The organism is Nonomuraea glycinis (assembly GCF_035920485.1).
Classification (GTDB): domain Bacteria; phylum Actinomycetota; class Actinomycetes; order Streptosporangiales; family Streptosporangiaceae; genus Nonomuraea; species Nonomuraea glycinis.
This window is the reverse complement of sequence record NZ_CP109166.1, coordinates 5,580,900-5,594,084: the sequence shown is the minus strand read 5'-3', so window position 1 is coordinate 5,594,084 and position 13,185 is coordinate 5,580,900. Positions and strand designations below refer to the sequence as shown.

General features: G+C 72.0%; 14 protein-coding genes. 7 read left to right on the top strand and 7 right to left on the bottom strand.

Going from position 1 to position 13,185, the window contains the following annotated elements; all coding sequences use genetic code 11:
* Nucleotides 1-35 precede the first annotated feature (35 nt).
* A complete protein-coding gene (locus OHA68_RS26325) occupies nucleotides 36-863 on the bottom strand; it encodes a PaaX family transcriptional regulator (protein ID WP_327102623.1) in 828 nt (275 codons plus the stop codon).
* 94 nt (nucleotides 864-957) lie between these two features.
* Here OHA68_RS26325 and OHA68_RS26320 point away from each other — a divergent pair, with 94 nt between their 5' ends.
* From OHA68_RS26320 to OHA68_RS26300, 5 genes are read left to right on the top strand one after another with little or no spacing between them, the layout of a single operon-like run.
* Nucleotides 958-2,151, top strand: coding sequence for an ABC transporter substrate-binding protein (locus OHA68_RS26320; protein WP_327102622.1), 1,194 nt, complete (start codon nucleotides 958-960; stop codon nucleotides 2,149-2,151).
* Between the two features lie 3 nt (nucleotides 2,152-2,154).
* Nucleotides 2,155-2,910 carry an ABC transporter ATP-binding protein gene (locus OHA68_RS26315; RefSeq protein ID WP_327102621.1) on the top strand — a complete coding sequence of 252 codons (756 nt, stop codon included), beginning with the start codon at nucleotides 2,155-2,157 and terminating at the stop codon, nucleotides 2,908-2,910.
* Entirely contained in the window at nucleotides 2,907-3,566 is a 660-nt protein-coding gene (locus OHA68_RS26310; RefSeq protein ID WP_327102620.1) for an ABC transporter ATP-binding protein, read from the top strand. The genes OHA68_RS26315 and OHA68_RS26310 overlap by 4 nt, the downstream gene beginning before the upstream one ends.
* Nucleotides 3,563-4,423, top strand: a complete 861-nt coding sequence (locus OHA68_RS26305; RefSeq protein WP_327102619.1) for a branched-chain amino acid ABC transporter permease — start codon at nucleotides 3,563-3,565, stop codon at nucleotides 4,421-4,423. Before OHA68_RS26310 ends, OHA68_RS26305 begins: the two co-directional genes overlap by 4 nt.
* Nucleotides 4,420-5,385 carry a branched-chain amino acid ABC transporter permease gene (locus OHA68_RS26300; protein WP_327102618.1) on the top strand — a complete coding sequence of 322 codons (966 nt, stop codon included), beginning with the start codon at nucleotides 4,420-4,422 and terminating at the stop codon, nucleotides 5,383-5,385. The genes OHA68_RS26305 and OHA68_RS26300 overlap by 4 nt, the downstream gene beginning before the upstream one ends.
* 5 nt (nucleotides 5,386-5,390) lie before the next feature.
* Here the strand turns inward: OHA68_RS26300 and OHA68_RS26295 are convergent, their stop codons facing one another.
* The 6 genes from OHA68_RS26295 to OHA68_RS26270 form a co-directional block, all read right to left on the bottom strand.
* The gene (locus OHA68_RS26295; RefSeq protein ID WP_327102617.1) at nucleotides 5,391-5,777 is read right to left on the bottom strand and encodes a YchJ family protein; all 387 of its coding nucleotides are present in this window, start codon (nucleotides 5,775-5,777) and stop codon (nucleotides 5,391-5,393) included.
* A 36-nt stretch (nucleotides 5,778-5,813) separates the two neighbouring features.
* Nucleotides 5,814-6,656: an NAD-dependent protein deacetylase gene (locus OHA68_RS26290; protein WP_327102616.1), complete on the bottom strand. Its 843-nt coding sequence runs from the start codon at nucleotides 6,654-6,656 to the stop codon at nucleotides 5,814-5,816.
* A 27-nt stretch (nucleotides 6,657-6,683) separates the two neighbouring features.
* Nucleotides 6,684-7,064 (bottom strand): four-helix bundle copper-binding protein, encoded by a 381-nt coding sequence (locus OHA68_RS26285; protein WP_327102615.1) that lies wholly within the window; start codon nucleotides 7,062-7,064, stop codon nucleotides 6,684-6,686.
* A 62-nt stretch (nucleotides 7,065-7,126) separates the two neighbouring features.
* Nucleotides 7,127-8,761 carry a RecQ family ATP-dependent DNA helicase gene (locus OHA68_RS26280; protein ID WP_327102614.1) on the bottom strand — a complete coding sequence of 545 codons (1,635 nt, stop codon included), beginning with the start codon at nucleotides 8,759-8,761 and terminating at the stop codon, nucleotides 7,127-7,129.
* Between the two features lie 106 nt (nucleotides 8,762-8,867).
* Entirely contained in the window at nucleotides 8,868-9,617 is a 750-nt protein-coding gene (locus OHA68_RS26275) for a polysaccharide deacetylase family protein (protein ID WP_327102613.1), read from the bottom strand.
* 62 nt (nucleotides 9,618-9,679) lie between these two features.
* On the bottom strand, nucleotides 9,680-10,516 hold the full coding sequence (locus OHA68_RS26270; RefSeq protein ID WP_327102612.1) for an alpha/beta hydrolase: 837 nt from the start codon (nucleotides 10,514-10,516) through the stop codon (nucleotides 9,680-9,682).
* Nucleotides 10,517-10,667: 151 nt separating this feature from the next.
* On the opposite strand from OHA68_RS26270, the gene OHA68_RS26265 reads away from it, so the two are divergent.
* Nucleotides 10,668-11,084, top strand: a complete 417-nt coding sequence (locus OHA68_RS26265) for a MarR family winged helix-turn-helix transcriptional regulator (RefSeq protein ID WP_327102611.1) — start codon at nucleotides 10,668-10,670, stop codon at nucleotides 11,082-11,084.
* A 138-nt stretch (nucleotides 11,085-11,222) separates the two neighbouring features.
* The gene (locus OHA68_RS26260) at nucleotides 11,223-13,136 is read left to right on the top strand and encodes a heparinase II/III domain-containing protein (protein ID WP_327102610.1); all 1,914 of its coding nucleotides are present in this window, start codon (nucleotides 11,223-11,225) and stop codon (nucleotides 13,134-13,136) included.
* Nucleotides 13,137-13,185 lie beyond the last annotated feature (49 nt).

Genomic DNA, 13,185 nt, shown 5'->3' with positions numbered 1-13,185 from the left:
GCTAGGCCACTTCGCTACGGCTGTCACCGTTCTGCCTAACTTTGCTGGCATACGTCCGGAACGGTGTCCAGGATGCGGGCGGTGATCTCCACCGCCTCCGGCTGGAACCGCTCGTGCAGCACATGGCAGACCCGCTGCGCCTTCTCGGCCGGCCAGTCGTGCGGCAGGTAACGCAGCGGCAGCCGGGGATCGGCCCTGATGATCTGCAGCCACTCGGTGAGCAGCGTCAGCGAGCGGGCCAGGTCGTCCGGCGCGGCGACCTCGGGATCGGCCCGGTCCCACCGCCGCAGGAACGCCTCGTAACGCCGCCCCAGCCCGGCCAGGTCGTAGGCGTCGCCGATCAGCGCGTGCATGTCGGTGGGGTGCCTAGGCTCGGCCGAGAACACCTTGACCCCGGCGCCGATCCCGTCGATCACCCGGGCCGGGTCGACGTCGCCCGGCGCGATCCACAGCCCGTTCTGCAACGGCCCGAACCCGGCCCAGATCAGCCGGGAGCGCAACTCGTGCCGCTGCCGCTGCCACGACTCCGGCAGCGAGAACCCGACGAGCGTCCACCGGTCCTCGCCGGCGTCGTTGACGACCCCGCTGTGCCAGATGCGCCGCTCGCCGTCCTTGAGCACCTCGGTGCTCAACGGGGTGAGCCCGAAGTACATCCGCCGCCCGGCCCGCTGACGGCGCAGCAGCCCGCGGTTGACCATCCGGGTCAGCGTGGAGCGGGTCGCCTCCTCGGAGATCCCGACCCGGGCGAACGCCTCGATGAAACTGCCGGAGGACACGCAGATCCCCCGGCCGAACACGTGGTCGCCGAGGAACGTCAGGATCACCGACTGGGGACGCAACCCGCCCTCCCGTCCCTGTGCCATCACAGCCCGCTTCCGACACATGTTGGGCATTGTCTTGACAGCCGTAATCTACCTGCCTATGTTCAGGGCCACATCGCGGGTCCGGGAGGTCCAGATGCGCAGGCTTCTTCCATCCATGGCGTGCCTCGTACTGGCCCTGGCGGCCTGCGGCGGCAACGGCGGTGCGGGCTCGGGCGCCGGCGCCGACGACACGATCAAAGTCGGCCTCATCGTCTCGCTCACCGGCAACTACACCCCGCTGGGCAGCGAGGACAAGAAGGCCGTGGAGCTCGCCGTCGAGCAGGTCAACGGCCAGGGCGGGTTACTCGGCCGCAAGGTGGAGCTGGTCACCCGCGACGACAAGACCGCCCCCGACCAGGGCATCGTGGCCTACAACCAGATCAAGGGCGAGATCGACGCGCTCATCGGCCCGGTCTTCTCCAACTCCGCGCTGGCCATCGAGCCCCTCTCCCAGCGCGACAAGATGCCCTACCTGTCGCTCGCCCCCGCCCAGGAGCAGGTCGAGCCGATCAAGTCCTACGTCTTCGTCACCCCGGCGCTGTCCAGCATGTACGCCGAGCGCTACCTGCAGTACATCCAGGCCGAGGGCATCAAGACGGTGGCCGTCGCCTGGGACTCCAAGAGCGCCTACTCGGTGTCCGGGCACGCGGCCATGGTCAAGCTGGCGCCCAAGTACGGCGTGACGATCGCCGTGGACGAGGCGTACGAGACCAGCACCTCGGACTTCAGCCCGCTGTTCACCCACGTCCGCGAGTCGGCGGCCGAGGCGCTGGTCTTCTGGGGCTCCGGCGCGCCCGGCGTCACCGCCGCCAAGCAGTACGCCGCCTCCGGGCTCAAGACGCCGCTGTTCCTGACCGCCTCCCAGGCGAGCAAGCTGTGGCTGGAGCCGATGGGCGCGGCCGCCGAGGGCATGACCGTGCAGAGCGCCATCGGGGTGGTCGGCGAGCACCTGCCCGACGGCGAGCAGAAGAAGATCATCGAGCAGATGGCCACCCCGTACAAGCAGAAGCACGGCTACGGCCCGCCGCAGTTCGCCCAGGACGGCTACAGCGCGAGCCTGCTGCTGTTCGAGGCGATCAGGAAGGCCGGCAGCACCGACAAGACCAAGATCCAGCAGGCGTTGGAGAGCATGGACCTGATCACGCCGAACGGCCGCTTCCGATACTCCCCCACCGACCACTCCGGGCTGTCCCCCGAGTTCATCTCGGTCAACACGGTGAAGGACGGCCAGTTCGTGCCCACCGACTGGGCCAAGGAGCAGCTCGCCAAGACCGTCACGGCGGAGTAGCGGGTGCTGACGGTCACCGGGGTCTCACGCTCGTTCGGCGGCGTCTACGCCGTCCACGACGTCACGCTCGGTGTCGCCGAAGGCGAGGTCTGCGGCGTCATCGGGCCCAACGGAGCCGGCAAGTCCACGCTGTTCAACCTCATCACCGGCCATCTGACGGCCGACCGGGGCGAGATCTCCTTCCTCGGCCGCCGCGTCGAACGGCTCGCGCCGCACCGGCGCGCCCGGCTCGGCATGTCCATCGTCTTCCAGGCGGCCAGGGTCTTCCGCGGCATGACGGTCCGGGAGAACGTCATGGTCGGCATGCACGGCCGTACCCGCGCCGGCTTCGTGTCGGCGGCGCTGCGACTGCCGCGCCATCACCACGACGAGCGCGAGATCGCACGGGCCGCGGACACGGCCCTGACCAGGGTCGGGCTGGCCGAGTGGGCGGACCGACCCGCTGACCTGCTGCCCATCGGGCAGCAGCGCGCCCTGCAGCTCGCCCGCGCCCTGTGCGCGCGACCCCGGCTGCTGCTGCTCGACGAGCCCGCCTCCGGGCTGCGCGCCGGCGAGCGTGAGCACCTCGCCGCGCTGGTGGAGGAGCTACGCGCGGACGGGCTGACCATCCTGCTCATCGAGCACGACGTCGCCTTCGTGACGCGACTCGCCGACCGCGTCGTCGTCCTGGACCTCGGGCAGGTGATCGCCGACGGCTCCCCCGCCGAGGTCCGTGCGGACCCGCTCGTGCTCGCGGCCTACCTCGGACAGGCCTCATGATCGACGTCACCGACCTGGTCGTCTCGTACGGTACGGCCACCGCCCTCGATCACGTCACCCTCTCGGTACGGCAGGGCGAGATGGTGGCGTTGCTCGGGCCGAACGGGGCGGGAAAGTCCACGCTGGCCAACACGCTGGCCGGCATTCTCGCCCCGGTCTCGGGGACCGTCCGCATCGGCGGCCGGCTGGCGTTGATCCCCGAGGGCCGCCAGCTCTTCCCCGACATGACGGTCGCCGACAACCTGGCCCTGGGCGGCTGGCGCTCCGGGCAGCGCGACCCCTCCGCCGTCTACGAGCTGCTGCCCCGCCTGGCCGAGCTGGCCGGCCGGCGGGCGGGCGTGCTGTCCGGCGGGGAGCAGCAGATGGTGGCCTTCGGCCGGGCCATGATGGCGCGCCCGGAGGCGCTCGTCGTCGACGAGCTGTCGCTCGGGCTGGCCCCCACCGTCACCGCCGACCTGGCCGCGCACCTGGCCGAGCTCAACCGGGAGCACGGCCTGACCGTGCTGCTCATCGAGCAGAACGCGCGCCTGGCCTTCGAGCTGTGCCACCGGGCCTACGTGCTGGAGTCCGGGCGGCTGGTGGCCGAGGGAGAAAGCGCCGAGCTGGCCGAGGACCCACGGGTGGCCAGCGCCTACCTGGGTGGGGCGATCACATGAGCGCGTTCCTGACCTACCTGCTCAACGGCCTGGCCGTCGGCTGCGCCATCGCGCTCATCGCCAGCGGCCTGGTCGTCATCCACCGGGTCACCGGCGTGGTGAACTTCGCCCAGGGGACGTTCGCCGTGGTCGCCGGGCTGTGCGCCTCCTCGCTGCTCGGGATGGGACTGCCGCACGGCCTCAGCGAGGTCGCCGCCGCCCTGGCCGGCGCGGTGGCGGGCCTGCTCACCGGCCTGGCCGCCATCGGCAGGCGGGGCACCAGCCCGCTGTCGGCGCTCATCGTCACGCTCGGCGTGGGCGTGCTGGCCTACGCCGTCGAGATCGTCCTGTGGGGGGACCAGCCGCGCTCCGCCCCCGGCCTGGCCGGCTCGGTGACCATCGCGGGGGCCCGGATCCAGACCCAGCACCTGCTGGTCATCTGCGTGACAGCGGCGACGTTCGTGCTGATCGCGCTCTTCTTCGGCCGCACCTACCTGGGCAAGGCGCTGACCGCGTGCGCCTCCAACCCGTACGCCGCCCGGGTGGTCGGCATCGACACGCGGCGGATGGGGCTGCTCGCCTTCGCGATCGGCGGCCTGCTCGGCGGGCTCGCCGGAGTGCTCATCACGCCCCTGCGGCCGATCTCCTTCGACACCGACGTCACCCTCATCGTCAACGGCTTCGCCGCCGCCGTCTTCGGCGCGCTCACCCGCCCGGTCATCACGCTCATCGGCGCGCTGCTGCTCGGCGTGGCCGAGACCATGGCGGCGGGCTACGGCTACGGCTCCCATCAGCTGGAGGTCGCACTCGGGCTCATGATCCTCGTCATGATCGTCCAGGCGAGCCGCCGCTCCACCATCCACGAGGAGACGGTGTGAGAAGACTCGCGGGCGGGCTCCTCGTCGCCGCCGCCACACTCGCGCTGCCCGCCGTGCTCGACGACAGCGCGCTGGCCGTCTACATCCTGCTCGGCCTGGCCGCCATGGTCACCGTCGGGGTCTCCCTGCTCATGGGCTACGCCGGGCAGGTCTCGCTCGGCCAGGGCGCCTTCTACGCCATCGGCGCCTACACCGCCGCCCTGCTCGCCCTGGGCGGCGTGCCCCCGCTCGCCGGGCTGATCGCCGCCCCGCTGGTCGCCGCCGCGTCCGCGCTGGTCATCGGTACGCCGCTGCTCCGGCTGCGCGGCCACCATCTGGCCTTCGCGACCCTGGCCATGCAGCTCATCCTGCTGTCGGTGGCCGGGCAGATGGAGTTCACCGGTGGCGACATCGGGCTGCAGGCCATCCCGCAGTTCGGCATCGGGTCGTGGGAGATGAGCAGCGCCGCCGCGTACGCCTATCTGACCTGGGCGGGGGTGGCTCTGGTGATGCTGGTGACGTACAACGTCAGCACCTCGCGACCCGGCCGGGCGCTGCGCGCGCTGGCCACCAGCGAGACCGCCGCCGCCTCCTCCGGCATCCCCGTCGGCCGCTACAAGCTCGCCGTCTTCGCCCTGTCGGCCGCCTTCGCCGGGCTGGCGGGCGGCATCTACTGCTTCTACACCGGGTATGTGGCGCCCGGCTCGTTCCCGGTGCTGATCTCGATCCAGTACATCGTCATGGCCGTCGTCGGCGGGCTCGGCACCATCTGGGGCGCCGTCGTCGGAGCCACCGCGATCACCCTGCTCGTCCAGGGACTCAACATCGTCGGCGCCCTGCCCGGCATGCCCACCTACGCCCCCAGCGTGCTGTCCTACGCCGTCTACGCCCTCGTCCTCATCCTCGTCGTCCTCTTCCTCCCCCAGGGCCTGCTCCCCGCCCTCACCCGCCGCCTCCCGTCCCGGGTGCGGGCCAGGAGGTAGACGGGTTACTGGACGACGCCCGCGTAGACCCACTGGCCGTCCAGGCGGTTGAAGCGGCTGTGTTCCTCCACTTCGCCTGGGCGGCCGCGTTCGGTGTAGTGGGCGCGGAAGCGTACGGTGCCCTCGGTGTGGATCACGCTGCCGCCTGTGCTGCTCAGAATCTCCAGCCGGGTCCAGCGGAGGCGGCGGTCCGGGTCCAGGTGGGCCGGGCGGTCGGTGGGGTGCCAAGTGCGCAGCAGGTAGGCCGTGTCGCCGGTGGCGAAGGCGGCGAAGCGGGAGCGCATGAGCAGCTCGGCCGTGGGGGCGAACGCCTCGCCCCGGTGGAAGCGGCCGCAGCAGTCCTGGTAGGAGGCGGGCAGGCCGCAGGGGCATGAGGCGGGAGCAGCGGGCATGCCTCCCATTGTGCCCGGTTCCCCTCGGGCCGTGGGTCAGGCGCTTGCTGGGCTGGGGTGCTGTAGGAGGGTGGTGAGTTCGGTGAGGGTCGGGCCGAGGGGGGCGTCCAGGGTGAGGGCGGCGTCGGCGTCGCCGCGGGTGGGGCCCTGGTTGACGATGGCGATCGGGATGCCGAGGGCGGCCGCCTTGTCCACGAACCGCAGGCCGGATCGTACCGTCAGCGAGGAGCCGAGGACGAGCAGCGCCCGCGCGCCCGCCACCAGCGCGAAGCACTCGTCCACGCGCGGGCGCGGCACGTTCTCGCCGAAGAAGATCACGTCCGGTTTGAGCAGGCCGCCGCAGCTCTCGCAGTCCACCACCCGGAAGCCCTCGACCTGCTCGTCGTCGAGCACGGCGTCGCCGTCGGGGTTGATCCGCCCGCTGGCGTCCCAGTCCGCGTTGGCCATCCGCAGGCGGCGCTCCAGCTCGGTGCGCGGGGTGCGCTCCCGGCACGACAGGCAGACCACCCGGTCGAGGCCGCCGTGCAGCTCGATGACCCGCCGCGCGCCGGCCGCCTGGTGCAGGCCGTCGACGTTCTGGGTGACGATCCCGGCGATCAGCCCCAGCCGCTCCAGCTCGGCCACCGCCCGGTGCCCGTCGTTCGGCCGGGCGGAGCCGATCTGCCGCCACCCGACGTGGCTGCGCGCCCAGTAGCGCTGCCGCGCCCGCGCACTTCCGACGAATCGCTGGTAAGTCATCGGCTCGGCCTTACGGGCCCGGCCCGTCGGTCCCCGGTAGTCCGGGATGCCCGACTCGGTCGACAGGCCCGCCCCGCTGAGCACCGACACCCCGCCACCGGCCACCAACTCGGCCAGCAGCCTTCTCGCGCTCTCACTCACCCCTTCATGGTGCCATCAGCCCCGGACTCAGCCGAGTTCGGCCAGGAGGGCTTGGCAGCTCTCGACGCACCGGTGGGCGGCCTCGACGCAGGCGGGGCCGCGGCCCCGCCGTTCGCACTCCTCGGCCGAGCGGACGCAGACCTCCGTGCAGGTGCGGATCTGGGCACGGATGAGGTCGACGTCGTAGGCGCCGCCCCGGGACAGCATGCGGGCCGTCGCCTCGCAGAGATCGGCGCAGTCCAGGCTGTTCTTGATGGACTTGCGCAGGGCGGTGATCCGCTCCTCGCTGAGGCAGGCGCTCGCGCACGCCGTGCAGGCCTGCGCGCAGTCGAACAGCATGCGTACCGTGTGGGCGACCAGCGCGCGTTCCGGCCTCTGCTCGGTGCGGAGCTTCTCACGAAGCTGCATGTCAGAGCTCCTTATCTTCCTCATATCGGCCGTCATCTCCAGGTGCCCGCCAAAACGGTGCTTCACACCCGATCGGGGGCATCGGATCGCAGCTCACGCATGAGCCCCTCTTCCAGCACGGCGGACAGCAGAAGCTCGCGGTAGCCGCCGTCGCGGAAGAGCACCGTGAGCCGGTCCTGGTCCCGGCGGATGACCTCTCCCGGCCCCCACACGGTGTGCTCGACGCGGGCGTGCATCGGGAAGGGCCCCTCCTCGACGCCGTTCCGCTCGGCCGCCGTCCCGGCCCGGCAGGTGTCGCAGTTGCCGCACGGTTCGGCGAGCTGCTCGCCGAAGTAGCCGAGCAGGAACACCCGGCGGCAGTCCCGCTGCTCGGCGTAGCGGCGCATCATCTCCAGGCGGGTCCGCTCGATGTCGCGGTGCCGCTCGGCCACCGCCCGTGCGGCCCGCGCCGCCTCGGCCGGCTCCTGTCCCGACCATGTGACCGTACGGGTGCCGAGCCTGACCGCGCCCGCCTTCTCCAGCAGGTTCAGCAGCGAGGTCAGCCGCCGCGCCGTGAGGTCCAGCCGCTCGCGCAGCCGTTTGCGGTCCGCCCGCCCATCGTCCCGCACCGCCTCCGCGACGCGGGCGAGCGTCTGCTCGTCCGGCAGCGCGCCGGTGAAGAACCGCTGCAGCCCCAGGTCCTCCTCGCGGTAGAACAGCACGCCGGCGGCCGGCTCCCCGTCCCGGCCCGCCCGGCCGATCTCCTGGTAGTACGAGTCCAGCGATCCGGGCACCTGCGCATGCACGACGAACCGGACATCCGGCTTGTCGATCCCCATCCCGAAGGCGCTGGTGGCCACCACGACGTCCACCTCCCCCGCCATGAACGCCTCCTGCACCTCGTCACGCTCGGCCCGGCGCAGGCCCGCGTGATAGGCCGCCGCCCTGACGCCGCCGGCCACGAGCCGCCCCGCCAGCTCACCGGTCCGCCTGCGGGTGCCGGCATAGATCAGACCGGGTACGTCCAGCTCCCCGACCGCCTCGGCCACCTGCTCGACGCCGTCGCCGTCGGATCTGCGTACCTCCAGCCGGATGTTGGCCCGGTCGAACCCCCGCACGACCTGCAGCGGATCGCGCATGCCGAGCCCCTCGACGATCTCCGCCCGCACCGGCGGCGCCGCCGTCGCGGTCAGGGCCGCGATCACCGGGTGGCCCAGCGCCTCGGCGACGGCGCCGAGCCGCAGGTAGTCCGGGCGGAAGTCGTGCCCCCACGCGGACACGCAGTGGGCCTCGTCCACCACCAGCAGCGACGGTTTCGCGGCGGCCAGCTCGCGTACCACGTCCTGCCGGGCGAGCTGCTCGGGCGCGCAGAACAGGAACTCCGTCTCGCCCGTCCGCAACGACTCGAACGACGAGGCCCGTTTCCCCGCCGACGTCGTCGCGTCCAGGCTGACCGCCTCCTCGTCCCGCTCGCGCAGCGCCTCCACCTGGTCACGTTGCAGCGCGATCAGCGGCGACACCACGAGCGTGGGTCCCTTCAGGAGCAGCGCGGGCACCTGGTAGATCGCCGACTTCCCGGCCCCGGTCGGCATCACCGCCAGCGTGTCGCGCCCGTCGGCCAGCGCCGCCATCGCCTCCAGCTGACCGGGCCGCAGCACCTCCAGGCCCAGGACTTCGCGAGCCACCCGCTCGCACCTGTCCTCGCTCTTCTCCGCCATCGGTCCCCTCTCCCGGCGCGAAAGGCGTCCCGCCTCCCCGTGCGAAGCCCTCCCCTGCCCCTGCCCCGGGCACTTCACGCCCCAGGCCCGGCGCTGCCCCTTCCGGTCAGCGCGCGAGCAGCTCGGCGATCGTGACGAAGCGGTAGCCGTCGGCGCGCAGGCCCGTGATGACGCCCCGCAGAGCGTCCCGCGTCCGCTGCCCGCTGTCGTACCAGGGGTGGAGCAGGACGATCGAGCCGGGCCGAACCTGCTCGCGCACCGTGGCGACGAGCTGGGCAGCCGTCGGGTCGCCGGCCGATTCGGGCTCCACGTCCCACATGACCGTCCGCCGCCCGTGCTCGGCCAGGTAGAGCGGCAGCGACAGCAGCTTCTTACCGGTCGGCGGCCGGAACGGGATCTCGCTCCGCTCGCCCGCCTGCCGGATCAGCGCGTCGGTGGGCTCGACCTCGGCCGCGACGGTGCCGGAGGAGACGAAGACCATCCGGCGGTGGTTGTAGGTGTGGTTGCCGAGCTGGTGCCCCGCCTTGACGAGCGCCGCCGCGCGCCCGGGATCGCTCTGGATCTGCGCGCCCACCACGAAGAAGGTGGCCTTCACCTTCTCCTCCGCCAGCACGTCGAGAATCTCCTCGGCATGCTCGTCGGGCCCGTCGTCAAAGGTCAGGGCCACGACCTTCTCGTCCGTCTCGACCCGGTGCACGAGCTCCCCGGCGAGCTGGAACGTTCGCGCGTTCATGAGCCGGTAGAGCCCCACGGCACTGGACGCCAGCAGTACGGCGACCACCAGCGTGATCGACGACCACTTCCGCGACCGGGACCATCTCTTCCTGCCCACCCCGGCTCCGCCCTGCTCGGACACGCCTACGCACTTCCCTCCACCGGTCCGCCTCGGGTATCCGAGAGCTCCGCGATCATCGTATTTTAAAGATCACCACGAAGCCGGAGCGCCAGGAACTGACCGGCCCGCTCCAGCGCCGCTTCCGCCTCGGCTGATCCGTCGTGCTGGAACACGTGCGGTTTACCCGGAGCCACCTCCAGCGTCACCGCGACCTCGGCGGCCCCGGCGTGCCCGGCCAGCCGTACGGCGTCGTCCAGCAGCACCTCGCTCGAGCCGACCTGGATCAGCAGGGGCGGCAGCCCGGCGAGGTCGGCGAAGACCGGGCTCGCCTCAGGCCCCGATCTGTCACCGCCGGCGATGTACTGATCGAAGTACCACTCGAGATCGGCCGGAGTGAAGATCGGGTCGACCCCGTTCTTGGACCGCATGCTCGGGCCGCTGAGGGTGAGATCGACCGCCGGCGAGAACAGGACCGCCCCCGCCGGCATCGGCAGGCCCGCGTCTCGGGCGCGCATCATGGTGACGACGGCCAGGGCTGCCCCGGCCGAGTCACCCGCGATCACCAGCCGCCGGGGGTCGGCGCCGGAGTCCAGCAGCTCGCGGTAGGCCGCCAGGCAGTCGTCGGGCGCGGCCGGGAACGGATGCTCCGGCGCCAGCCGGTAGTCGAGCGAGACCGCCCGGCCGTCGAGGTGCCGCAGCAGCGCGAGGGTGAGGTGGGCGGTGACACGAGCCGACCCGACCACGAAACCGCCGCCGTGGAAGTACAGCAGCACGTCCTCGCCGGTCGTGCCGGGCGCCTCGATCCGCAGCTCCAGCGCCGGCCGCCCGCCGAGTGTCGTCGCCGAGGAGTGGACATCCGCGGGTATGGGCCTGGTGAGCATGGCCGCGAATTGCTCGCGCTGTTCGGCAGGGTTTCGCATTTTCAGTCCTTCGGAATTAGTCAAGCTACCTGACAGTCAGGCGACTTTACCATGCGTGCTGATACCGTCAAGCTGCCTGACGAAATCGCTTGGAGGAAGGGCACCGCGCACGCTGATGACGACGCGATCCGGACGAGAAGACGAGCCCAGAGTGCCGCTCCCCACCCTGCTCACACAGGCCAAGGACATCGCACTCGGGCGACTTCACCAGCGGCTGGCCGATGAAGGGTTCGAGGGAATCCGGTACGTGCACGGCTCCGTCTTCCGATTCATCGACGCCGAAGGCTCGCGACTGACCACCCTCGCCGAACGCTCCGGACTGACCAAGCAGGCGATCGGCGAACTGGTCGGCGAGTTGGAGGATCACGGTTACGTCGAACGGGTGGCCGATGCGGGCGACCGACGCGCGAAGATCATCCGGCTGACCGGCCAGGGCAGGATGGCGCAGGTCGCAGCGGCCCGGATCCTCGCGGACGTCGAGCAGCGGTGGTCGCGGCATCTCGGCGGGGACCAGGTCGCCACGCTGCGGCGCGCCTTGGAAGAAGTCATCGCCTTCGAAAGCAGTTAGCACACCGGGAACCCGGCCGACGGCCTCGGGTGGGACGCATGTTGGCGACTGCACCCGATCGCTTGGTCCGGTGGAGTGCTCTGTTGATTCATCTTCGATCAAATCCGATCGGTACTATGGGTCCCCGCGAGGAGGACTATGACGAACACCGCAACCGGCTCCCCGATCCGCCGCCCGGACACCACGGACCCCGGTCCGCTGCTCACCGCCTGGGGAGCCGCGGCCTCCTGGGAGCGCCTGGCGCACAGCCTGCTGCCGCCGGACACCGCGCTCCCGGCGCCTCCCGCCGCCGGCGGTGACGGGGATCCGCTGGGCGCGGTGCGGGAGCGAGCCGAGGCTGAGCGGGGGACGCCGTGGCCGCAGCCGCTGGCCTCGCAGTACGCGCGCTACTTCCGCGCCGGGGACGGAAACCGTACCGACTATGAGAGTCAGGTGTTCGAGCGTCAGGACCGGCTGACCCGGGCCGTGCTGATGGCGGTGGTCAGCGGGGCGGAGCGGTGGCTGGACGAGGCCGCCGACGGGATGGTGCTGCTGTGCGAGCAGAGCTCGTGGTGCTGGCCGGCCCATGAGGAGTCGTGCCGGCCCAACGGGACGGTCCTGCCCGACCTGGGCGAGCCGTGCCTCGACCTGGGCGCCGCCGACGTGGCCGCCCAGCTGGCCTGGGCCGACCACGCGCTCGGGGCGCGGCTCGACGCGCGCTTTCCCGGGCTGCGGGCGCGGGTGCGGGCGGAGGTGCGGGTGCGGGTGCTGGAGCCGTTCACCCGGCGGCGCGACTGGCACTGGCTCGGGCTCGACGGCCACGTGCACAACTGGTGCCCGTGGATCTGCGGCAACATCCTCGTGGCCGGCCTGCGCCTGAGCGAGCCGGGCGACGAGCGGGCGCGGCAGGTGGCGCTCGCCGTGGAGGGCATCGACCGCTACCTCGCGGCGCTGCCGGACGACGGCTCGATCGACGAGGGCTACGAATACTGGTGGAACGGCGCCTGCCGCGCGCTGGAGGCCCTCGACGTGCTGGAGCACGCCACCTCGGGGACGCTGAGCGCCGCGCGGGTGCCGGTCGTGCGGGAGACCGTACGATTCCCGCACCGCATGCAGCTGGGCGGGCCGTGGTACCTCAACTTCGCCGACGCGCGGGCCCGGCCGTCCGGCGAGGTGCCCTGGCAGGTGCCGTACCGGTGGGGTCGCCGGCTGGGCGAGCAGGACGTGGCCCGGCACGCCGCCGCCCATCGAGGCGCGGTCTCCGTCTCGGCCGAGCTCGGGCGGGCGCTGATCGAGCTGGCCGACGCCGAGTGGCGGCGGGCCGTGCCGGGCGAGCCGCCCCTGGTCCCCGGCGTCTGGCTGCCCGGCACCCAGGTGGGCCTCGCGCGAACCGCCGCCGGGACATCGCTCGGCCTCACGCTCGCGATCAAGGGCGGGCACAACGACGAGAACCACAACCACAACGACGTCGGCACCGTCGTCGTCGCCGTGGACGGGGTGCCGGTCATCGTCGACGCCGGGCGGCCCACGTACACCGCGCAGACGTTCAGTCCGGACCGGTACGCGATCTGGACGATGCGGAGCGACTGGCACAGCGTTCCTCAGGTACGGGGCACGGCGCAGGGGCAGGGCCGCCGGTTCCTGGCGCGCGACGTCGAGGTGACGGACGAGTCCGGGGTCTTCGCGGCCCAGATGGATCTGGCGGCGGCGTACCCGGTGGAAGGGCTGCGGCAGTGGCGGCGGACGGCCCGGCTCGACCGGGCCGCGTCGCTCGTCACGATCGAGGACGCCTGGAGCTTCGACGGCGACGGCTCCTCACCTAGCTTTCTGCACTTCCTGCTGGCCGGGCGGGTGGAGCCGGCCTCCGGGCAGGTGGTGGTGCGGCCGTTGGAGGGTGCCCGCGACGTGCTCGTCAGCTGGGACCCGGAGCTGGCCACGGGCTCGCTCACCGTCCGTGAGCTGGACGATCCGATGCTCTCCTCGGTGTGGGGCGAGCGACTGACCCGGCTGGAGCTACGCCTGCCCGACACGGCACGCGGCGCGCTCCAGGTCCAGGTGGAGGTGCGCGCGTGACCGAGCCCACGTCGCCGCCTGTCTCCCGCTTTCGCACGTCGCTGCCTGT